This window comes from Variovorax sp. TLI9-5A, from assembly GCF_056867935.1.
Map to the genome: position 1 here is coordinate 2,763,240 of NZ_CP200310.1, position 23,812 is coordinate 2,787,051.

The window sequence follows — 23,812 nt, forward strand, 5'->3', positions numbered from 1 at the left end:
GGAGATTGGTCGTTCCATGCACAAATTTGACGAGATGTACGAGCAGCTTCCCTACGCTGGAGCTGCGATTCGACAGCACTACAAGCGCTACGACCAATGGCTCGCGAAGCAACCCGGCGAGGTGATGCGTTCGCGACGCGAAGAGGCGGAAATGATCTTCCGCCGGGTCGGCATCACCTTCGCGGTGTACGGCGCCAAGGACGAGGACGGCTCCGGTACCGAGCGGCTCATACCGTTCGACCTGCTGCCTCGCATCATTCCCGCCCACGAGTGGGACAGCATGGAAAAAGGGCTGGTTCAGCGCGTGACGGCGCTCAACCGCTTTCTTCACGATGTCTACCATGACCAAGAAATCATCAAGGCCGGCATCATCCCGGCCGAGCAGATCCTGAACAACGCCCAGTTCCGCCCCGAGATGATGGGCGTGAACGTGCCGCACAACGTCTATTCGAACATCTCGGGCATCGACATCGTGCGCGCCCCCGATGCCGCCGGCAACGGCGAGTACTATGTGCTCGAAGACAACCTGCGCGTGCCCAGCGGCGTGAGCTACATGCTCGAGAACCGCAAGATGATGATGCGGCTCTTTCCGGAGCTCTTCAACCAGAACCGCGTCGCGCCGGTCGCGCACTACCCCGACCTGCTGCTCGAAACCCTGCGCGCCAGCGCGCCGCCGGCCACGGCCGAGCCCACGGTGGTGGTGCTCACGCCCGGCATGTACAACAGCGCCTACTTCGAGCACGCCTTCCTCGCGCAGCAGATGGGCGTGGAGCTGGTCGAGGGGCAGGACCTGTTCGTCAAGGACAACTTCGTCTACATGCGCACCACGCGCGGGCCGAGGCGCGTCGACGTCATCTACCGCCGGGTGGACGACGACTTCCTCGACCCCGAGGTGTTCCGCCCCACGTCGACGCTGGGCTGCGCCGGCCTGATGCGCGCCTACCGCGAAGGCAACGTCGTCATCTGCAATGCGGTGGGCACCGGCGTGGCCGACGACAAGTCGATCTACCCCTATGTGCCGAAGATGGTCGAGTTCTACCTCGGCGAGAAGCCGATCTTGAAGAACGTGCCCACCTACATGTGCCGCAACAAGGACGAGCTGCAGTACACGCTCGACAACATGAAGGACCTGGTCGTCAAGGAAGTGCACGGCGCCGGCGGCTACGGCATGCTGATCGGCCCGGCCGCCACGCAGGCCGAGATCGAGGACTTCAAGAAGGCCGTGATCGCCAAGCCCGACGGCTACATCGCCCAGCCCACGCTGAGCCTGTCGACCTCGCCCACCTTCGTCGACGCCGGCATCGCGCCGCGCCACATCGACCTGCGCCCCTTCGTGCTCTCGGGCAGCGAAGTGCAGATGGTGCCCGGCGGCCTCACGCGCGTGGCGCTCAAGGAAGGTTCGCTGGTGGTGAATTCGTCGCAGGGCGGCGGCACCAAGGACACCTGGATTCTCGAAGCCGACCGTGTGCCCAAGTCCAAGGCTCCCGCACAGTCGCAAAGCCAATCGTAGTAGGAGCACGAACGATGCTGTCCCGCACCGCAGACCACCTCTATTGGATGTCCCGCTACACCGAGCGCGCCGAGAACACGGCGCGCATGCTGGACGTCAACTACCAGACCTCGCTGCTGCCCCAGTCCGCCGAAGTCGCCAAGTACGGCTGGCAGGGCGTGCTCTCCATCAGCGAGCTCTTGCCCTGGTACAACCAGAAGTACGACCAGATCGCGCCCAAGGAGGTGATGGAGTTCATGGTCAAGGACGAGAGCAATGCCTCGTCCATCGTCTCCTGCCTCAAGGCCGCACGCGAGAACGCGCGCGCCGTGCGCGGCGCCCTCACCACCGAAGCCTGGGAAACGCAGAACACCACCTGGCTCGAAGTCAACCGCATGCTGCGCTCGGGCGACTTCGAGCGCGACCCGGGCCAGTTCTTCGAGTGGGTCAAGTTCCGCTCGCACCTGTCGCGCGGCGTCACGCTCGGCACCATGCTGCAGGACGAGGCCTTCTACTTCTCGCGCCTCGGCACCTTCCTGGAGCGCGCCGACAACACCGCGCGCCTGGTCGACGTGAAGTTCCACGCGCTCAACAGCGAGTTCTTCGGCGCCGCCACCGAGGAAGATCAGGAATACGACTTCTATCACTGGAGCGCCATCCTGCGCAGCGTCTCGGCCTTCGAGGTCTACCGCAAGGTGTATCGCGACGTGATCAAGCCGGAGCGTGTGGCCGAACTGCTCATTCTTCGCGCAGACATGCCGCGCTCGCTGCATGCGAGCCTGGTCGAGGTGGTCAACAACCTTGCGAAGGTTCAGAACGAGCAGAGCGCAGAAACGCAGCGCCGTGCCGGCAAGCTGCTGGCCGATTTGCAATATGCGCGCGTCGACGAAATTCTGGCGACGGGGCTGCATGCGTATCTCACGCAATTCCTCGATCGGGTGAATGAGCTGGGGGTGCGGATCAGCCAGGATTTTCTGGTTCCGGCGCATTGAAATGCGAAAGCGTCATCTTTCTCGCGGGAGATGACGCTCCCCGCTCAGCGCAGACTTTTGACAATTGTTGACGAAACCAAATCAGCAAGATCGAAAGTAAATATTAAGAATTAACTCGCCGGAATTGAATATTTTCAGACGTTTAAAAGCGTGAATTAATACCTTGTAAGCAAGCGCCGCGCTCCCATAATCGCGCTCCTCAGTTTTCATTTGGTCACAAATGAAGCTGCGGCATGACAACTTGAGGGAGCGAAAGAGCGATGAATCGGCACTTGCACCGCGTGGTCTTCAACGCGGCCAGAGGGATGCGCATGGCGGTCCAGGAAACGGCCGCCAGCACTGGCAAGGGCGCCAGCAAAGCAACGGCGACGACAGTTTCTGCAGCCATCGCAGGCGCGCTGATGGCAATGTCGGCGCAGGCGCAGATCGTCGGTGCCCCGAACGTTCCCGGCAATCTTCGCCCGACCGTGCTGATGGCGCCGAACGGCGTGCCGCTGGTCAATATCCAGACGCCTTCCGCTGCGGGCGTCTCCCGCAACGTCTACAACCAGTTCAGCGTCGGCGCGAACGGCGCCATCCTGAATAACAGCCGGGTGAACGTGCAGACCCAACTGGGTGGGTTCGTTCAGGGCAATCCCAATCTGGCCACCGGGCCGGCGCGCATCATCCTCAACGAGGTCAACGGCGGAACGCCCAGCCAGCTTCGCGGCTATCTCGAAGTGGGTGGCCAGCGTGCTGAAGTGATCATTGCGAATCCGGCTGGCATCAGCGTGGATGGTGGTGGCTTCATCAATGCCAGCCGTGCCACGCTCACCACCGGTACGCCGCAGTTCAACGCCGTCGGCGGTCTCGACAGTTTCCTGGTTCGTGGCGGAACCATCACCATCGACGGCGCGGGTCTCGATGCCAGCAAGACCGACTACGCGGCCATCCTTGCGCGTGCGGTACAAGCCAACGCGAGCATCTGGGCAAGCGAGCTCAAAGTGGTGACCGGCGCGAATCAGATCAGTGCCGACCACACGCAGATCACGCCCACGACAGGAACGGGCGCAGCACCGACCTTCACTCTCGATGTGGCGGCCCTCGGCGGCATGTATGCAGGAAAAATCACGCTTGTGGGCAATGAGGCCGGCTTGGGTGTACGTAATGCAGGCAACATCGGCGCGAGTAACGGCAATCTCATCGTCACGGCAGCGGGACGTCTTGAAAATACGGGCACCCTCGAAGGCACACGCATAGAAATCTCCGGTGCCAGTGACATTGACAACCGGGGCGGCACGATCCGCCAGACCGGCAGCGTAGGCCTCGGCATCACTGCACCGGTTCTCTCGAACACCAACAGCGGAGTCATCGGTATCGAGCCGGCACCAGCGCCGACCACTGGCACGGGAGGTAGCACGAGCACCGGGGGGAGTACCGGCACAGGTGGCAGCACCAGTCCAGGCGTTTCCACCACGGGAACCAGCTCCGGAACGGGTTCAGGCTCCAGTAATGCGGCTTCGCCGGCACCGGCACCGTTTGTCCCCACATCGCCTGGCACCATCACCGCGGCGGGAACGATTCTGAACGACGGTGGCCGCATCTACGCTGGTGGTCCGATCGCGCTGCAAACACCACAGATCAACAACGCGGGTGGCACGTTGTCAGTCGCCAGCATGGCGGTCACCGGTCCCAACTTCTCGAATGCTGGTGGCACTCTGAACGTCAGCCAGAGCTTCGGCGCAAACGTCGGCACCTTTGACAACACGGGCGGCAAGCTCAGCGCGGGCAGCCTGAACATCGCCACCAGTGGCGACCTGACCAACACCGATGGCACATTGACGAGTGTCATCGATACCAACCTCGCGATCGGCGGAAAGGTCGAGAACACGCGCGGATCGATATCGGCAGCAGGCGCACTGACCTCGAACGTAGCTGGAGCCACCGTCAACAACAGCGGCACCCTGGCGTCCAACCAGGCGCTGACACTGAAGACCGACTCGCTGCAAAACACTCACGGAAGTATCCAGTCCGCACAGGCCGGCGTGCAGCTCGGCGTAACCAACGCCTTGACCAACGTGAGCGGCGGCAGCATCAGCGCGGCTACCGACCTGGGCATCCAGGCCGGCGCGCTCGCCAGTGGCGGCAGTCTGCGTGGTGGCAATGATGTCAATATCGTGGTCGGCGGCGCGCTGACCAACGACGGCAGCATCACCGCGGGCCGCAACGCGACGATCACAGCCGGCAGCGTGCAGAGCAGCAGCTCGGGCGTGCTGGGCGCGGGTATCCAGAACGATGGCAAGCTTGGGAGCGCGGGCGACTTGAGCGTGACTTCCTCAGGCGCGCTGGCCGCCACCGGCACCAACCTCGCGGCCGGCAACGCAACGCTGCAAGGTCAGAGCGTCGATCTTTCGGCGAGCCAGACCAGCGCCGCTAACATCTCGGTGACAGCCACGCAGGGCAACGCCACTACCAGCAAGGCCACGGTGGTCACGCCTGGCACGCTGACCATCACCGCCAACAGCAACGCCGCGCAAACCCTCGTCAACGATGCCGGTCAGCTCAATGCCGGCCAGTTGCAAATCAAGGTCTCGAACCTCACCAATACGAACGGCGGCGAGATCGTACAGACCGGCACGGGCGTGACCAGCATCGCCACCAGCGGCACCCTGAATAACGACGGTGGCCGCATCGCCAGCAATGGCCAGGACCTGACGCTCCAGGGCGCATCCATCACGAACGCCTCTGGCAAGATCGAGCATGCCGGGGGCGGCACCCTGACCCTTGCGGGCGGCAACTTCAGCGGTACGGACGGCCAGATCACGGCGAACAATGCGCTGGTTGTCGCCATGTCGGGCACTTTCAACCAGGATGGAAGCAAGGCAGCGACCAGCGCCAAGCAGATCACCATCGACGCCGGCTCGCTCAGCAATCGGGGCGGCCAGATTGTTCAGACCGGCTCCGATGCCACCCGTATCACGGTCGTGGGCGCGGTCGATAACACCTCCGGCACCATTGCCAGCAATGGCAACACGAACATCGCGGCCGGTAGCCTGACGAGTCAGGGCGGCACCATACGCGCAGCAGAAACCTCCAGTCTCGATCTGACGGTTGGTAGCCTCCTGGACAACAGCAACAAGGGCGTGATCGGCGCCGGTGGCAACACCACCATCGCGGCAGGCAGTTTCAATAACAACGCGGGGAGTGTCACTGCGGTTGGGGACCTGAACGCTACTGTCGGCGGAGCCGTGACGAACGCTGGCGGCACGCTGGCCGCCAATGGCAACACCACGGTCACCGCCGCCAGCTTGGACAACAGCGCGGGGACGACCGCAGCCGTGAATGGCAACCTGACCGTCAGGACCACGGGCACGACCACCAACACCGGCGGCACGCTGCAAGCTGGCGGCACCACCACGCTGGACAACCGTGGCCTTAGCAACCAGGGCGGCAAGGTCTTCGGCAACAGCCTGAGCATCGACACGCACGGCAATGCCCTGGACAACAGCGCCAAGGGCACGATCGCCGCGACCACCACCGTCGAGATCAAATCCGGTGCGCTGAACAATGACACCGGCCTCATCCAGTCCGGTGGCGCCATGGCCATCGACACGAACGCTCAGGCGCTCGCCAACACCAACGCCTCGGACTACACCAGCGGCCAGGGCGGCATCACGAGCGCCAGCACGCTCGATCTGAAGACAGGAGCGCTCGACAACGCGGCCGGCTTCATCGGCGCGAAGGGCGCCATCGGGGCCAGTACACAAAGCTTCTCCAACACCGCTGGCGGACAGGTCATCGGCCAGTCCGTCGTCACGGTCAACACCACCGGCGCCACCTACGACAACAGCGGCGGCCAGACGCAGGCGGTCGGCGCCCTGACGGTCAATGCCGGTGCTGTCCAGAATGCCGGCGGCCTGCTTCGCTCTAGCGACACCCTCACGCTGAACGCCGCCAGCGTCAACAACGCCAGCACCAGCGGCACGAACCAGGGCATCGAGGGCACGAACGTCGCGATCAATGCGACGAACCTTGGGAACCAGACGGGCGCGGTGCGCGCGGCGCAGAACCTCACGGTGACCAGCGGCGGCACCATGGACAATTCCTCGGGCGGCCTCATGTCAGCCGGCGACACGCTCAAGCTCGTCGACCCGAACGCCGCCAATCCGGGCGCCAAGACGCTGAACGTCGTCAACACTGGCGGCACCATGGTCGCAGGTACGGCCGCTGTGCTCGGCGCGGACGGCAAGGTTCAGACCGCCGCATTCGGCAAGCTGGAGATCGACGCTAAGGGTTTCAGCGGCGACGGCACGACCGTGGGCGTCAATGACCTGCGCATTGCCTTGGCGCAGGATGTGACCAACAACGTCGACGTCAAGGCTGGCGGCAACCTCACGTATGCGACCACCGGCAAGCTGACCAACAACGGCAAGCTGCTGGCGGGTGGAACCGTCACGGCCAGTGGCAACGATGTCGAGAATGCCGTCAACGCGGAGATTTCCGGGACGCACACCGTCATCAACGCCGCGGCGACACTGACCAACCGTGGCCTGATCGACAGCCAGGGAGCCACGCAGGTCAATGCTGGAACACTGAGCAACATCGGCACGGGTCGCCTCTATGGCAATGCGATCTCCATTGCGGCGGGTACGCTCAACAACGTTGCTGAGACGGCCAGCGGCGTCACCAAGGCTGGGACGATAGCTGCTCGCAACAGCTTGGATATCGGCGCGGGCACCATCAACAACCGGGACGATGCACTCATCTTCAGCGCTGGCGATATGTTCATTGGCGGTGCCTTGGATGCCAAGCGCCAGGCCACCGGCAAGGGCGGCACGCTCAACAACGAGAGTGCCAGTATCGAATCGTTGGGTCAGATGTCCATCGCCATGGGCAGTATCAACAATGTCGATACGCACCTGAAGGTTGCAACCAACAGCAGCACCGTATCGGTCCCCAGCATCATCACGATGGACGGGAAGTCCTGGGAGCCTTTCGATTCACAGGGCAACATCATCACCTGGGGCGACCCCAGCACGCGGTTGGTCTATCACAAGGCCGAAGATGGCACTGTCAGCGTCATCGGCAAGGGCTGGACCAATGCCGTCACCAAAATCGACGTCACCGAAGACTCCGTAGTACCGGGGACGGCCGATCCGGCGCGCATCGTCTCTGGCGGTGACATGACCCTTAACGGGCACGTCTACAACCGCGACAGCCAGATCATGGCAGGTGGCGCACTGAATGCGTCCGATGTGGACAACCAGGCCACGCCGGGCAAGCGCGATACCTCCGTGAGTGCCATATGGATCGGCTACAACCCCAACCGCCCTGGAAAGCCGCCAGAGCAGCCGATCTATATCCCGCCGACAACGACGACCGATACCTACACGCTCACTGACTACAAACCGCAGGAGCATCTGAACGCCACCAGGGGCTACAACGCGGGTGTCGCCGGGTATACGACGGTCGGCAACGCGGCGAGTGGCACGGGCAATGTGGCTGCTGGCGGACGCCAGGGTGCCATCGTCGAAGTCGCCTCCAACGTGAACGGCGTCGTCAAGACCAGCGGGGCGAGCGCGGGCGCGGCGGCCGGCACTGACGGGAGTGGCGGCACCGCAAGCCAGACTGTGCCGATGGTGGTTCGCACTAGCGTGCCCAACGTCACCGTTCCACGCGCCAGCCTGTTCGGCCTGAACACCGGCGGCCGGTACCTCATCGAGACGGACCCACGCTTTGCCAACTATCGCCAGTGGCTCAGCAGCGACTACCTCCTGAACAACCTGGGGCTTGATCCGAACAACATCCTCAAGCGACTGGGTGACGGCTTTTACGAGCAGAAGCTGATTCGTGAGCAGGTGGCCCAGTTGACGGGCTACCGCTACCTGGACGGTTACTACAGCGACGAAGAGCAGTACGCCGCGCTGATGAACGCAGGCGCCACCTTCGCAAAGGAATATGGTCTGCGCCCCGGCATCGCCTTGACGCCGGCACAAATGGCTCAGCTCACCAGCGACATCGTCTGGCTGGTCGAGCAAACGGTGACCTTGCCGGACGGGAGCACGCAGCTGGTCCTGGTGCCGCAGGTCTACGTTCGTGTGCGTCCTGGGGACATCAACGGCAACGGGGCCTTGCTCAGTGCCGACGCGATCAACATCAAAGGCAGCGGCGATCTTGTCAACACGGGCACCATCGCCGGGCGGACCCTGGTCAGGATCGATGCGGACAACATCAACAACCTCGGTGGCCGTATCAGCGGTGGTGATGTCACCCTGAACGCCAGAACCGATCTGAACAACATCGGCGGGACGATCGATGCGCGCGACAGCCTGAGAATCGATGCGGGACGTGACATCAACGTTCGCAGCACCACGCAGACCAACGGATACAACACCAACCTGGACCGCATCGCAGGCCTGTACGTAACGAACCCGGGTGGCAGGCTGGTTGCCAGCGCCGGCCACGACGTGAATCTGATCGGCGGGATCATCTCCAATCAAGGGGTTGGTAGTTTCACGTCGATCACGGCAAAGAACGACATCAACCTGGGCACGGTGACCGAGACCCGGGCCATGATGGGTGCCAGTTCCACCACGTCGATGGCGATGGCCAGCTCGCAGGAGTTCGGAAGCACCATCACCACGAACGGCACCACGGTGCTGAGAGCCGATCGCGATGTCAACGCGCGTCAGGCCACCGTGGACGCGGGCAAGGGCTTGCTGAGCGTGCATGCGGACCGGGACATCAATATCGAGTCGGGCGAGGCCCGGGTCATCGGCAGTTACTCCGCGCAGTGGTCGGACAAGAAAACCTTCAGTCGCACCGATAACAAGCTCTCGGGTGATTTCGATAACTCGACAAGCGTAGGCAGCAAGTTCTCCGGTGGTGTGGTTTCCCTTGGTGCAAAGAACGATATCAACATCATCGGCTCCAGCATTAGCGGCAAGGATGGTGTTGCCGTGGTGGCCGAGCACAACCTCAACATCGTCGAAGGCCGAAACACCGTCAACAGCAGCATCGAGCTGGACCGTCAAAAGCGCGGAGTCAGCGGCCTCGGCGTGATCGGAGGTCTTGCGACCATCGGCGCACCAGTGATCCTGCCCTCCGGCAAGACCACCACCACAGGCGTAGAGATCAAGTCCGACACTGCAGCACCCAGCACCATCAGCAGCAGCAACGGTGGCATCCTGCTGCAAGGAAACAATAGTGTCTTCATGCAAGGCGTCCAGGTGGATGCTGCGAAGGATGTCTCGATCCTGGGCGGTAATGTGATCATCCAGGCGGCGACAAACCAGCAATCAGTGACCGGGACAACCAGCAGCAAGAGCGCCTGGTATGACTTCGGCAGCGCCGCGATCCTCAAGGATGTCGGCAAGGGGATCAAGGGGCGGGAGACTACTTCCACCGAGGCCGACACCACGACATTGGCCCGCACGACGATCAATGGCGCGAACGTCACCATCGCGGCTGCCGATACGTTGGCGCTGGCGGGGACAACCATCAACACGCCGGGCAAGGTGAGCCTGAGCGCCGACACATTGTTGTTAGGCACTCAGACGACCGAGACGACCACGCGCACGACGAGCCAAGGCCGCGATCTGGTGTACCAAGTCAATCGGGACAATGGCCGCACCGACCAGACGACGAACTACAACCAGATCAACGCGGGCAATCTGTCTGTCACGGCAAACCACGTGCAAGCGGGCCTGGGCGCGCGGGACAGCATTGAAGAGCTTTCCAAACAGCCTGGCATGAGCTGGGTAAATCAGTTGGTCAATGACCCGAAGCTCAGCGGCAAGATCGATTGGCAGAAAGTCGAGGAAGTCCACAAGACCTGGGACTACGACAAGCAGGGGCTGACGCCGGAAGGCGCGGCCATCGTGACGCTGGTGGTGGCGTATTTCACAGCAGGGGCAGCTTCAGAAGCAGGTGCAGCAGTGGGCGACGCCGCAGCCACCACGGCGACTGGTGGCGGTGTTGCCGTTCTTGGTGAAGGCGGATTCATTGCTGCCGGAGGGGTAACGATCTCTACTGCAGTGGGCGGTGCCGTCACGGCGGGTATCACGGCCCTCGCAACTCAGGCGTCCATCGCACTGATCAACAACCAGGGCGATATCGCTGGGGCTCTGCACGATCTGGGCAGCAGCGCCAGTGTGAAGAACCTGCTGACGGCCATCGTCACCGGCGGCGTGCTCGGAGCGATGGACCTGAATCCGACCGGCTTGCCCACGGCAGGCGCGGGCTCTCAGCCGTTCTTCACGCAACTGGGCCAGAACCTGCAGGCCGCGGCCGCCAGGGCAGTGATCAACACGGCCATCAGTGGCGGCAGCCTGGAGCGGAACCTGGCGGATGCGCTGAAGAACGGCATCCTGGACACCGTGGCGGCGCAGGCGGCCAATGCCATCGGAACCATGAGCATGGGCGACGACGCCACGCTCAACGAGTTCACCAATAAGGTGGCGCACGCGATTGCAGGGTGCGCGGTGGGAGCGGCCCGGACGAACAACGCTGCGGGTTGCGGTGCAGGGGCCATCGGCGCGGCTGTGGGCGAGCTCGTGGCCGAAGCGTATGGGGTCAAGTCCAATACCACGCAATTCGCCGCGATGATCTCCGGTCTGGCGGCCGCGCTCACCGGGGCGGATGCGAGCCAAATCGCCCTGGCTGGGCAGGCAGGGGCCAACGCGGCTGCCAACAACTTCCTGTCCCATCAGAACGTGGCGGAACTCGCGGCCAAGATCGCTAAATGCGCAGGAAATGACAAGTGCATCTCAGACGCCGTTGACAGCATGCGTGCCATCAGCCAGGCCAATGACCTGGCCCTGCTGAACTGCAAAGCCACCAACAACTGCGATGAACTGACGGCCGCCTACAGAGCCGGCAACAGCGACCTGAGCAACCTCATCGCCACGGGCGCTCTGGGCAGCGACAGCAACATCAATCGGGTGCTCAGCCTGCAGACGCCTGCCTTCTTGACCATCGCCAACGATCTCTACAACAAGGTTCCGGCCGGCTGCAACCTGGTAAGCCCGAGTGCGGGATGCATCCAGCAATCGCAAGAGTTCGCAAAGGGACTCACGGTCTTGGGGGTAGGCATGGTCACCATGCCGCTGATCGCTGTGGGCCCTGCCACGACTGGCGCGGTGGCAGGCGGGCTGATCTCAGCAGTCACGCAAGGCATCGACAGCGGAAACGTCAACGCTGGCACGGTTCTGGTCGACGCGCGCACCGGCGCGATCACCGGAGTACTGGTCAACGGATTGTTCGAGGGAGTCACTCAGGTCGTGGTGGCCTCTGGCAGCAGGGTGGCGCAGTTGTTCAATTCTGAGGGGCGCCTAGTTGCTGTGACATCGGCGGAAGGGCCTGCCATGGTCACCGAGGGGCGCGTCGTGACGCAGGCCCAAGCTACGGCCGCTCGATTGGCGCCTTGCTGCTTTGCGCCGGGTACGCTGGTGTCCACTGAAGGTGGCGAGCGCGCCATCGAAACCATCAAGCCGGGCGATAAGGTCTGGACGCGGTTGGAAGACGGCTCGGGAGAGGCGTTCCTTGCACCGGTGACGGCCACTCACGTACGCGACGATCGCCCGATCCTGCGGCTAACGGTGGAGCAAGCCGATGCGTCGCAGACCACCAGCGAGGAACTGCTGGTCACGCCGGGCCACCCCTTCTACGTCGAGAGCCGCGGGTTCGTGGGGGTAGAAAACCTGCAGGCCGGCGATCAACTGGTATCTCAAGACAACCACCGGCACTTGAAGGTGCGCTCGGTTGAGATGTATGCGCCCCGAGGGTTGACGTACAACCTGACGGTCGAGACAGGACACACGTTCTTCGTTGGGACGCTGAGCACGTGGGTGCACAACGTGGGGCCTTGTGTGACTTGCGCGAATGGAAGCTGCACGCTCCACGTGGGCGAGATGCCCAACGGCGGTGGCGTCAGTCTGCCAAAGGGATATACCGCCAATGCTGATGGCACCTTTGCGGGGCCAGCCGGAGGGTCGTTGGTGCCGGCCGGCGTGGCGGCCGACGGATCGCTTGTGTTTCAGCGGGCCGGTGGCGGCAGCTACTTCCGGGTGGACCCCGCGACAGGCACCCAGATCACGGTACTCAGATCCGATCTGAGCAACGGGGTGACATGGAGCATCACGCCTGGTACCGGCTCACAAGCCCTGCAAAATCAGTTCAACGGGGCACGGTTTCAGAATGCGTTCAATGAGGCTACCGGCTTACCCAAGAACACGACCGCTGTGCCCGTTCCTATGCCTGATGGAAGCACGGTCAAAACAATTTTTGACAATGCCGGCAGACCAGTGGGTTTAGTGGAACTCAAGGATGTCATCGAGCTCACTGGCAGTGAACAACTCAGGGCACAGCTTCAATATGCAACTATCAACAATATTCCGTACAGTTTGGTCGTGAGTCCATCGAATAAAGTGATATCTCAGCCCTTGTGGGAAGAAATTTTAGAAGCAGGCGGAAAGGTATATCAATTCGATCCGACCACTCAAGTCATCAAGCAAATTTTCGCGAGGCCGCATTGAAAAAACCCGAAAAGCCAGAAATTAGAATTTCTGTTGCGACAAGATTAAATACCACGGAATGGGAGTTCGGTCGTAAATTACTGCAAACCCTGTGCGATGTTGATGCTCGCCTGGCGCCTGAGTACGTCGGAAACTCGGAGCCAATCAAGGTTTTTGTTGGTAATATTGATGATTGCAAGGCAAGTTGGGCTCCAGAGGCCGTCATTGATGGCCCACTGGGACCGTCGCATGTCAAATGGAATTTTCTTTGGAAACGAGCTAAGGCTATTAAGTATTGGGGCTGCGTTCATCACACGCTGACAACCAGATCTGGCGAGTTGAAACTAGGATGGATTACCTTGACGGCAACACCTGATAAGGGGGTTGACTGGAGTGATTTGTTTCGCCGCCTTTGCATTCTTACGAATCCAAAATTTGCAACAATGCATTTGAGAACAAATGCAGAGGCAAGACGCGAAGCATTTAGCGAAGAGGCTGTTGAGAATTTCGGAGTAAATGATTTGCTCTATGGTCACCCTGATGTGGCGCTAAAGGAGCGTGGCTTGGCTAATTTGTCTTGGGCCAATTTCTTCGGTGAACAATATGCTGCCGAAGTTGATGTGGCTAGGCTTCGAGAAAATGGCTTCAGCGCAGAGCAGATTGGCGAAGGCTTTTTGGTTGCCCTGACGCCTAGCCTGTTCGACGTAATGGATAATTTTTCTCTTTTCTCGGAGCGTCGCGTTGCACTGAGAAAGTTGTTCCGCCCTGGCTTGTTTCGGATTAACGAAGAACCCAAGCCATTGCCGGAGTAAGGTGACATTTGTGCCGGTTTCGCATAAATCATACGCGCCGCGAGTTTCCCCCAAAACCACCGACGTGGTTATCCCACGGGCATTACCTCCTCGGGTTTCGGACCGCCCTTCTCTGCGAAGCGATTGAGTAAGGGTTTGTGCAACGAAGCCGTTCAAGAATAAGAAATGGGAGTCTGATTTGAAGCGCAACTTGTTGGCTGCCGCAATGGCAGCCGGTCCGCTGCTGTCCGCAGCGCAGCAGTCACCGACGACGCCTCAGCCCTTCGTCGAGCAGCAACGCCAGCAGGAGCGCGAACGCGCGTTGCGCGAGCAGAACGAGCGCACCGTCGATCAGCGCCCGCAGGCTGCGCCGCCAGCGCCGGCACAGCGCATTCCCGAGTCCGAGTCCCCGTGCTTTCGCATCGACCGTGTGCTGCTGGTTGGCGAGCAGGCCGAATCCTTCCAATGGGCCGTTGCCGATCTATCCGGCCCCGAAGGCAATGATTCACCCGTGGGCCGCTGTCTCGGCACGGCAGGCGTCAACGTGGTCCTTGCACGCGCGCAACAAGCCGCCATCGCGCGTGGCTACGTCACCACCCGTGTGCTCGCTGCGCCGCAGGATCTCTCCGCCGGCACGCTGACCCTCTCGCTGGTGCCCGGCCGCATTGCAGCCATTCGGACAACGCCCGACTCTTCGTCCACGCTGCTTGGCAACTCGGCCTTGCTGGCCACGGCCATTCCCGCGCGCCCGGGCGACCTCCTGAACCTGCGCGATATCGAACAGGGTTTGGAAAACCTCAAGCGAACGCCAACCGCCGAAGCCGACATCCAGATCGAACCCTCGACCGCCCCCAACGCCAAGCCCGGCGACAGCGACCTCGTCGTCAAGTACGTCCAATCCAAGAAATGGCGCGTCACCCTGAGCCTCGACGACAGCGGCACCGAAGCCACCGGCCGCTACCAGGCCGGCGCCACCCTGTCCCTGGACAACCCCTTCGGCCTGAACGACCTGTTCTACGTCAGCGCCAACCACAACATCAACAACCACGTCTTCGGCGACCCGGCCAAGGGCACCGAAGGCCAGACCGTTCATTACTCACTGCCGTATGGCTACTGGCTGTTGGGCCTCACGGCCTCCAACAGTCAGTACCACCAGAGCGTGGCCGGCCTGAACCAGGACTACGTCTACGCCGGCAAGTCCAACAACGCCGAGTTCAAGCTCTCGCGCCTCGTCTACCGCGACCAGAGCCGCAAGACGAGCGTGGCGATCAAGGGCTGGCGCCGCGAGTCGCGCAACTTCGTGGATGACACCGAGGTCGAGGTGCAGCACCGCGTGGTCGGTGGCTGGGAGCTCAGCCTCAATCACAAGGAGTACATCGGCGAGGCGACACTCGAAGGCACGCTGGCGTACAAGCGCGGCACCGGCGGCTTCGGTTCGCGCACCGCGCCGGAAGAGGGGTTCGGCGAAGGCACTTCGCGCCTGAAGCTCTACACCGCCGATGTCAGCCTCAACGCGCCGTTCAAGCTCGGCGAGCAGAAGATGCGCTACTCCGGCCTGATCCGCGCCCAGTGGAATCGCACGCCGCTGACGCCGCAAGACCGCTTCGCCATCGGCGGGCGCTACACGGTGCGTGGCTTTGACGGCGAGACGAGCCTGATGGGCGAGCGTGGCTGGCTCATTCGCAACGACATCGGCTGGGCCGTGGGGCAGAGCGGGGCAGAGCTGTACGTCGGTGCCGACTATGGCCACGTGGGTGGCCGATCGACGGTCGACTTGCTCGGTCGCAGCCTGGCTGGCGCCGTCATCGGCGTGCGCGGCCAGTGGAGCAAGCTGAGCTACGACTTCTTCGTCGGCACGCCGATCAGCAAGCCGGAGGGCTATCGCACTGCGAAGGTCACGCTGGGCTTCAATCTCAACGCAAGTTTCTGATACGTCGATGATTTCTTCAGCCAGACCCCTGCTCGCTGCAACTGTTGCCGGAAGCGTCCTTCTTTCGGGTTGCAACAGCCTGCCCCCGACGCCGTACCGCGCCGCGCCTCCAGGGGATGGCACGTATGGATACAGCACCATGTATATCGAGGGAGACATCTACCGGATCGATTTCTACGGGTCTCCGGCAACTGCCTCACGGACAGCCAAGGCGTTCGCCTTTTATCGCGCGGCAGAGCTTGCGGCGGAGTTCAATGCGCCAGCTTTCAGGATCGTCCAAGGTGAAGTGGACCGTTCCATTCTGGACGGCACCGAGGTCTTTTCATGGTCCGACTCATTCCCCGAACTGCCTATCGGCAGGCTTGCGGCAAGCCGCGAGGGCGGTACCAATGAGGCGACCCTGCAGAAGGTCGCTGGAACGACATACATCCCGGTTCCGATCTACATCACTCCGCCCGGACAAGCGCAGCGCGATTACAACGAAAAGCGTGTGTCCAAGCTCACGATCTTGCGCGCACAGATGCTTCGGGAACTTCCGGCGTCACTCGATGACAGGACGTTCCTGACTCGGGAAGTGCTCAACAAGCTCGGTCCGCGCATTGTGCGTGCCAGTTCTGCTTGAATCCGTATCCTGAAAACTACCGCGAGAACGACTCGACCTTCACCGGAATCTCCGGCACCTGCCAGCGATAGGAATCCGCCAGCACATCCCGCTCGGACTGCTGCCCGCTCCACCGAATGTTGAGCAGGTCCATCAGCGTCCAGCCAGTCCAGTCCGCGCGAAAGGGCTGCAACGCCGCAGCCTGCGAAAGCGGCTGCGCGTTGCGCCACACCACAGCCGGAATCCGATACCCCGAAGCCGTCGCCGGGCTGTGCCCTGCACGGTCGCTCACATGTCCCACTTCCTGCCCGTGGTCCGACAGATACATCCACGCCCGGTACTCGCCCGGCTTGCCGGGGGCGCGCGTCTGCTGCAGCAGCTCCGACACCACGAAGTCGTGGTACAGCAGCGCAGCGTCGTACTCCTGCCGAAAGCGCCGCACCCAGGCCGAACGGCCATCCTTGACCAGCCCGTTCTCCACCGCATCGACGTTGTCGTCAAAAGGATTGGCGTTCTCGGGAAAGCGCAGGCTGTAGTGCGGGTGAGCGCCCATCAGGTGGACGACGATCAGCTTGCGGTCGGTACTTGTGTCGGCCAGTGCTTCCTGCACGCAGTCGAGGATCTCGCCGTCCAGCGAGGCGCTCGCGCGGCCGGGCGTGCGGTTGACCATGTCGACCACGTCGGCGAGGCGTGCGTGCTGCTGCTCGATGGCGAGGTCGTCGTGGTTGCTGATCCACCAGACCTTGTAGCCGGCGGCGCGCGCCAGTGCCAGCACGTGTGGCGGGTTCTCCGCGTCGGGCAGGCCGAAGTGGAACATGTTGCGCAGGGCGGGCAGGGTGCTGGCGTCCACCGACCACGCGTTCTTCAGCACCGCCATCTGGTCGCCGGTCTGCGCCTTGTGCGCGAGCAGACGCGGCGTGGTGGGGCGGCCGTAGCCGTAGAGGGCCATGTTGTCGCGGTTGATGCTGTCGGTGATGACCAGCACGACGGTGGAGGGCCCCGTCTGCGTCATCACGGGGGCGATGGCCTTGGCCTGCGCCATCAGGCGGTCGCGCTGCTTCTGCTGGTCGGCCCATGCGGAGCGCAGCGCGTGGAGGGAGTCGATCCACTGCGTCCAGAAGATCGCGGGATGCAGCCTGCGCCAGGGCTTGCTGGCGTAGGCCACGCACGAGAGCAGGAACAGCAGCGCGATCAGCGCCACCATCCATCGCGACGGCCGGGCTGAGACAGTCGTGCCCGCCACCGCGCCGCGCCGAGCGAACATGCCCACGAGCACACCCGCCACGACCAGCACCGCGCTCCACACGGCGGCAGAGCGCCAGTGCATCCACAGGTATTCGGTGCCTTCGCGTGCATTGGTGTTGGCCGCGGCGCCGAGCACCATCGCGCCGTCGGGCGCGGCCTGGTAGGTGTCGAGCAGATACGCGCGCACGGCGCCGTCGAGTGCAAAGCCCATCGCCCAGAGCCACACGAGCAAGGTGCGAACGCGCCGCATGCGCGCGCTGCGCAGCGGCCACGCGAGCCATAGCACCATCGGCAATGCGAGCACCGCGAGCTGCGCGATGCGGCGGCCGTCATGGCCAAGCGCGATGAGGGCCAGCAGCGTCGCGCCGACCACGCCGCAGGCGAGCAGCGCATTGCTCGACGAAGAAGCTTGTTGGGGCAGGGTGGTCAAGCAGGTGGCGCGGCGTGGCGAGTCGGGAGGGGCGGGCGCATTCTGCCCCTGGGCTTGCGCGGCAGCCTCCAGTGCCCCGATGCCGGCGAGGCCCTTTGGTCAGCCGGTGAACTCAGTCAGGGATATCCCCGCGGAACTTATCGGGCCTCAGGTGCCCAGACGGGCTTTTCCATCGTTCTGCATACAGAAAGGAACCTCCGCTCCATGGTCAGATTCAGCCGGCTCCCCGCGCTACTGCTTGCTTTCGCTCTTTCGTGGGTGGCGCTGCCTTCCGCGACCGCCGCACAGACCCAGATGGTCAGCGCCGCCGTCAAGACGCTGAACATGCGCACCGGCCCCGGCCAGCGCTACGAGTCGCACTGGACGGTCACCAGGGGCTATCCGTTCCGCGTGATCGGCAGGAAGGGCGATTGGCTCAGGGTGAGCGACTTCGAGGGCGACAAGGCCTGGGTCTTCCGGCCGATGACGAACAAGACGCCGCACCACGTGGTGAAGGCCCGGTCGGCCAACCTGCGCCGTGCGCCTGGCGTGCGCAGCCCGGTGGTGAAGAGAGCGGGCTATGGCGACGTGCTGCGCACCATCGAGCGGCGCGGCGACTGGCTCAAGGTGCAGCACGAAGGCGGCGCCACCGGCTGGGTGCAGCGGCGCCTTGTCTGGGGCTGGTAGGCGAGCTCAGGTCGCCGTGGCCTGGCGCACGGCGCGCTCCCAGCGCGCCATCGATTCCTCGGCCTGTGCGCGGCCCATGGTCGGCATGAAGCGCCGCTCGATCTTCCACAGCTTCGACAGCTGCCGTGCGTCGGTGTAGACGCCGGTCGAAAGGCCCGCGAGGTAGGCGGCGCCCAGCGCGGTGGTCTCGATGACTTCGGGCCGCACCACCGGAATGCCCAGCAGGTCGGCCTGGAACTGCATCAGCAGGTCGTTCACGCTGGCGCCGCCGTCCACGCGCAGTTCGGCCACGGGCTTGCCGCCGGCGGCTACCGCATCGCGGCTCATGGCCTGCAGCAGCGCGGCGCTCTGGTAGGCGATGCTCTCCAGCGCGGCGCGCGCGATGTGCGCCACGGTGGTTCCGCGCGTGAGTCCGGTGATCGTGCCGCGAGCTTCGGCGTCCCAGTAGGGCGCGCCGAGGCCGGTGAAGGCCGGCACCATCATCACGCCGCCCGCGTCGGGCACGCTCTCGGCGAGGGACTGCACCTCAGCGCTGCCCTTGATGGCCTTGAGGCCGTCGCGCAGCCACTGCACAACGGCGCCGCCGACGAACACGCTGCCTTCCATGGCGTATTGGGGCTTCGCGTCGGTCTGCGCCGCGCTGGTCACCAGCAGGCCGTTGTGCGAGGGCTGGAACTCGCCGCCCGTGTGCATCAGCAGGAAGCAGCCGGTGCCGTAGGTGTTCTTGGCCATGCCGGCCTCGAAGCACGCCTGGCCGAAGAGGGCGCTCTGCTGGTCGCCGGCCACGCCGCCGATGGGCAGCGTGTGACCCAGCAGGTCCGCGTCGGTATCCGCGAAGTGCGAGCTCGAGGGCTGCACCTTCGGCATCAGCGAGGCGGGAATGTCGAGCGCCTTCAGCAAGTCGGCGTCCCACTCGTTGGTGTGCACGTTAAAGAGCATGGTGCGCGAGGCGTTGCTCACGTCGGTCACGTGCACCTTGCCGCCGGTGAGCTGCCACATGAGCCAGCTGTCGACGGTGCCGAAGGCGAGCTCGCCGCGCTTGGCCTGCGCGCGGGCGCCGGGCACGTTGTCGAGCAGCCAGCGCAGCTTGGTGCCCGAGAAATACGCGTCGATCACCAGGCCGGTCTTCTCGCGGATGGTGTCGGTCATGCCCTCGTCGCGCAGCTGCGCGCACAGCGGTTCGGCGCGGCGGTCCTGCCAGACGATGGCGTGGTGCACCGGATGGCCCGTCCTGCGGTTCCACAGCACGGTGGTCTCGCGCTGGTTGGTGATGCCGATCGCGTGGATGTCGGTGGGCTTGAGCTTCGCCTTGGCGAGCACTTCGCGGGCGGTGGCGAGCTGGCTGCGCCAGATTTCCATCGGGTCGTGCTCGACCCAGCCGGGCTGCGGGTAGATCTGCGTCAGCTCTTTCTGCGCAATGGCGACGATGTGGCCTTCGCGGTCGAACACGATGCTGCGCGAGCTGGAGGTGCCCTGGTCGAGGGCGAGCAGGTAGGTGGTCATTCGGTCTTTATTCCTTCTTTTCAGTTCTCGCGCGCGATCTCCAGCCGCACCTGGGCGGCGTTCAGCAGGTCGCTGAAGGGCGCGGGCGGCTCGGCGTCGGTGAAGAGGCGGTCGATCTGCGAGAGCGTGCCCAGCTGGATCATCGCGGGCCGGTTGAACTTGCTCGCGTCGGCCGCCAGCCACACCTCGCGCGCCTGCGCGATGATGGTCTGAGCCACCTTCACCTCGCGCAGGTCGAAGTCGCGCAGCGAGCCGTCGGCCTCGATACTGGACACGCCGATGAGCGCGATGTCGACCTTGAACTGGCGGATGAAGTCGATGGTGGCCTCGCCCACGATGGCGCGGTCGCGCGGGCGCACCGAGCCGCCCGCCACGATCACCTCGCACGAGGTGTTGCCGCTGAGGATGGTGGCCACGTTCAGGTTGTTGGTGATCACGCGCAGGCCCGTGTGGCGCAGCAGCGCTTTCGCAATGGCCTCGGTGGTGGTGCCGATGTTCAGGATCAGCGAGCAGTCGTTGGGCACCAGCTGCGCCACGCGGCGGGCGATGCGCGCCTTGCCCTCGGCGTGCAGCGTCTCGCGCTGCTGGTAGCCGATGTTCTCCGTGGTCGAGCTCGGCACCCGCACGCCGCCGTGGAAGCGGGTGAGCAGCCCCTCGTCGGCCAGCCGCTGCACGTCGCGCCGCACGGTCTGCAGGGTCACGCCGAGCATGTCGGCCAGTTGTTCGACGGTGACGGAACCGCGCGCGCGCACGGTGTCCAGGAGGTTGATCTGGCGGGGGTTGGAGTTCACGGAGGCGTCGTGGAATGCAGGAAGACTGAGGCCAAGAGTACTCGGCGCTTCACTTTAAAGCGAACAAAAACGAATCCATCTAAGGGAAAACTCGGAGGAAAATCGCGCCAAAAGGAATCCAAATGAAAAAACTCGAAAATACAATGGCCGCCGTCAGTGACGAAAGTCACGCTTCAACGGACCCATCTTCTGTGAGCGCTATTTCTCCCGTTTCGCCCGCGCCAGCCACCGATTGCGACGTGCTGATCGTCGGCGGCGGCATCAACGGCTGCGGCATCGCGCGCGACCTCGCGGGCCGCGGCTGGCGCGTGGTGCTGTGCGAAAAGGACGATCTCGCCTCGCACACCTCGTCTTCCTCTACCAAGCTGATCCACGGCGGGCTGCGCTACCTCGAGTACTACGAGTTCTCGCTGGTGCGCAAGGCGCTGCAGGAGCGCGAAGTGCTGCTCAAGAGCGCGCCGCACATCATGTGGCCGCTGCGCTTCGTGATGCCGCACGACCCGTCGATGCGCCCGGCCTGGATGATCCGCATCGGCCTGTTCATGTACGACCACCTCGCCCGCCGCGAGGTGTTGCCCGGCTCGCGCAGCGTCGACCTGCGCGCGCACGCGGCCGGCAAGCCGCTGAAGTCGCAGTACAAGCGCGGCTTCATCTATTCCGACGGCTGGGTCGACGACGCACGCCTGGTGGTGCTCAACGCCCTCGACGCACAGGCGCGCGGCGCCGAGGTGCTGACCCGCACCCGCTGCGTACACGCCCAGCGCGACGCCGACGGCTGGACCGCCACGCTGATGGGTGCCGACGGCACCAGGCGCACGCTGCGTGCCCGCGCAGTGGTCAACGCCGCGGGGCCGTGGGCCGAATCCTTCCTGCGTGGCGTGGCCCAGTCGGCCAAGGGCGAGGCCCTGGCCACCAAGAGCCTGCGCCTGGTGAAGGGCAGCCACATCGTCGTGCCGCGCCTGTTCGAGCACGACCACGCCTATATCTTCCAGAACCCCGACAAGCGGATCATCTTCGCCATTCCCTACCAGGACGAGTTCACGCTGATCGGCACCACCGACATCGAACTCACCGGCGACGACCCCGGCGCCGCGCGCATCGCGCAGGAAGAGGTCGAATACCTCTGCACCCAGGCCAGCCGCTATTTCGAGAAGCCCATCGCGCCTTCGGACGTGGTGTGGACCTATTCGGGCGTGCGGCCGTTGCTTGACGACGACTCGGGTGACCCCTCGGCCGTCACGCGCGACTACATGCTGGAGTCGAACACCACGGCCGCGCCGCTGCTGTCGGTGTGGGGCGGCAAGATCACCACCTTCCGCAAGCTGGCCGAGGACGCGGCCGACGAGATCGGCAGGATGCTGGGCCAGTCCGCCGGGCAGCGCCCGGCCTGGACCGATGGGGCCTTCCTTGCGGGCGGCGACCTGTCGGGCTGGATCGGCGCCGCCAAGCGGCCCGACGACGACTTCGAGCGCTTCGTCGAGGCCGTGCAGGCCCGGTATCCGTGGCTCGGCAGCCAGCTGGCTCGCCGCCTTGCGCGTGCCTACGGCGCGCGCATCGCCGACCTGGTGGGCGATGCCAAGGCCATGGCCGACCTGGGCCTGGAAGTCGCTCCCGGCCTTCACGAGCGCGAGCTGCGCTTCCTGCAGGACCACGAATGGGCAGTGAGCGCCGAAGACGTGCTCTGGCGGCGCTCCAAGCTGGGGCTGCACTACACGCCCGGGCAGCGCGAACAGGTCGCACGCTGGCTGCAGCAGCAGCCCAATACCAGCGACAACTAGACAGACCGGACACAAGGGAAGAGCGCCAATGCAATTGACACTCGAGCGCGTCACCAAGAAGGTGGGAGCGCAGACATGGCTCTACGAGCAGAGCATCGCGCCGAAGAGCGGCGCGGTCACCGTGCTCCTGGGCGCCACGCAGGCCGGCAAGACAAGCCTGATGCGGCTGATGGCGGGGCTGGACACGCCCACTACCGGCAAGGTGCTGGTCGACGGCAAGGACGTGACCGGCATGCCGGTGCGCGAGCGCAACGTCGCGATGGTCTACCAGCAGTTCATCAACTATCCGTCGATGAAGGTGGCGGACAACATCGCCTCGCCGCTCAAGCTGCGCGGCGAGACGAATATCGATGCGCGGGTGAAGGCGCTGGCCGACAAGCTGCACATCGGCATGTTCCTCGACCGCTATCCGCAGGAACTCTCGGGCGGCCAGCAGCAGCGCGTGGCGCTGGCGCGCGCGCTCGCCAAGAATGCGCCGCTGATGCTGCTCGACGAGCCGCTGGTCAACCTCGACTACAAGCTCCGCGAGGGCCTGCGCGAGGAGCTCACCCAGCTCTTCGCCACCGGCGATTCGACCGTGATCTACGCGACCACCGAGCCGGGCGAGGCCCTGCTGCTGGGCGGCTACACCGCCGTGATGGATGCCGGCGAGCTGCTGCAGTACGGCCCCACGGCCGAGGTGTTCCATGCGCCGCAGTCGCTGCGCGTGGCGCGCGCCTTCAGCGATCCGCCGATGAACCTGTTGGCCGGCACTGCCAGCGCCGGCCGAGTGCAGATGGCAGGCGGCCCCGCGCTTGCGCTGGCATTGCCCGAGAGCGTGTCGGGCCCCGTCACCGTCGGCCTGCGCGCGAGCGCGTTGAACGTCGACGCGGGCGAGGGCGACATCGCGCTGCCCGGCAAGGTGGAGCTGGCCGAGATCTCGGGCTCCGACACCTTCGTGCACGTGGAAACCGCGGTCGGCGAACTGGTGGCGCAGCTCACCGGCGTGCACCGCTTCGAGCTGGGGGCCTCGCTCACGCTGTACTTCAGCGCGTCGCAGGCCTATGTGTTCGATGCCGGCGAAAAGCTGGCACTCGCGCCTGTGTGGCGCAAAGGGAACTAGC

General features: G+C 64.0%; 12 protein-coding genes. 9 read left to right on the forward strand and 3 right to left on the reverse strand.

The genetic code is table 11. The features are described from left to right. Window positions 1–16: 16 nt before the first annotated feature. From AC1VNX_RS13210 to AC1VNX_RS13235, 6 genes are all read left to right on the forward strand, one after another. Window positions 17–1,510: a circularly permuted type 2 ATP-grasp protein gene (locus AC1VNX_RS13210; RefSeq protein ID WP_483157091.1), complete on the forward strand. Its 1,494-nt coding sequence runs from the start codon at window positions 17–19 to the stop codon at window positions 1,508–1,510. Between the two features lie 14 nt (window positions 1,511–1,524). After that, entirely contained in the window at window positions 1,525–2,481 is a 957-nt protein-coding gene (locus tag AC1VNX_RS13215; protein ID WP_019656032.1) for an alpha-E domain-containing protein, read from the forward strand. Between the two features lie 260 nt (window positions 2,482–2,741). Further along, on the forward strand, window positions 2,742–12,995 hold the full coding sequence (locus AC1VNX_RS13220; RefSeq protein WP_483157092.1) for a two-partner secretion domain-containing protein: 10,254 nt from the start codon (window positions 2,742–2,744) through the stop codon (window positions 12,993–12,995). After that, the gene (locus AC1VNX_RS13225) at window positions 12,992–13,786 is read left to right on the forward strand and encodes a hypothetical protein (protein ID WP_483157093.1); all 795 of its coding nucleotides are present in this window, start codon (window positions 12,992–12,994) and stop codon (window positions 13,784–13,786) included. The genes AC1VNX_RS13220 and AC1VNX_RS13225 overlap by 4 nt, the downstream gene beginning before the upstream one ends. A gap of 205 nt (window positions 13,787–13,991) precedes the next feature. After that, window positions 13,992–15,695, forward strand: a complete 1,704-nt coding sequence (locus AC1VNX_RS13230) for a ShlB/FhaC/HecB family hemolysin secretion/activation protein (protein ID WP_483157094.1) — start codon at window positions 13,992–13,994, stop codon at window positions 15,693–15,695. Between the two features lie 7 nt (window positions 15,696–15,702). Then, window positions 15,703–16,317 (forward strand): CC0125/CC1285 family lipoprotein, encoded by a 615-nt coding sequence (locus AC1VNX_RS13235; protein WP_483157095.1) that lies wholly within the window; start codon window positions 15,703–15,705, stop codon window positions 16,315–16,317. 16 nt (window positions 16,318–16,333) lie between these two features. On the opposite strand, the gene AC1VNX_RS13240 is transcribed toward AC1VNX_RS13235, so the two are convergent. After that, window positions 16,334–17,971: a sulfatase-like hydrolase/transferase gene (locus AC1VNX_RS13240; protein ID WP_483157096.1), complete on the reverse strand. Its 1,638-nt coding sequence runs from the start codon at window positions 17,969–17,971 to the stop codon at window positions 16,334–16,336. Window positions 17,972–18,175: 204 nt separating this feature from the next. On the opposite strand from AC1VNX_RS13240, the gene AC1VNX_RS13245 reads away from it, so the two are divergent. After that, window positions 18,176–18,637, forward strand: a complete 462-nt coding sequence (locus tag AC1VNX_RS13245; protein ID WP_483157097.1) for an SH3 domain-containing protein — start codon at window positions 18,176–18,178, stop codon at window positions 18,635–18,637. Window positions 18,638–18,643: 6 nt separating this feature from the next. On the opposite strand, the gene glpK is transcribed toward AC1VNX_RS13245, so the two are convergent. Both glpK and AC1VNX_RS13255 read right to left on the reverse strand, forming a co-directional pair. Then, window positions 18,644–20,140 carry a glycerol kinase GlpK gene (gene glpK, locus AC1VNX_RS13250; RefSeq protein WP_483157098.1) on the reverse strand — a complete coding sequence of 499 codons (1,497 nt, stop codon included), beginning with the start codon at window positions 20,138–20,140 and terminating at the stop codon, window positions 18,644–18,646. A 20-nt stretch (window positions 20,141–20,160) separates the two neighbouring features. Then, window positions 20,161–20,931 carry a DeoR/GlpR family DNA-binding transcription regulator gene (locus AC1VNX_RS13255; protein WP_483157099.1) on the reverse strand — a complete coding sequence of 257 codons (771 nt, stop codon included), beginning with the start codon at window positions 20,929–20,931 and terminating at the stop codon, window positions 20,161–20,163. Between the two features lie 122 nt (window positions 20,932–21,053). Between AC1VNX_RS13255 and glpD the strand changes: the two genes are divergently transcribed. Then, the gene (gene glpD / locus AC1VNX_RS13260; protein ID WP_483157100.1) at window positions 21,054–22,709 is read left to right on the forward strand and encodes a glycerol-3-phosphate dehydrogenase; all 1,656 of its coding nucleotides are present in this window, start codon (window positions 21,054–21,056) and stop codon (window positions 22,707–22,709) included. Between the two features lie 28 nt (window positions 22,710–22,737). Beyond that, a complete protein-coding gene (locus AC1VNX_RS13265) occupies window positions 22,738–23,811 on the forward strand; it encodes an ABC transporter ATP-binding protein (RefSeq protein ID WP_483157101.1) in 1,074 nt (357 codons plus the stop codon). The last annotated feature ends 1 nt before the right edge of the window (window position 23,812 follow it).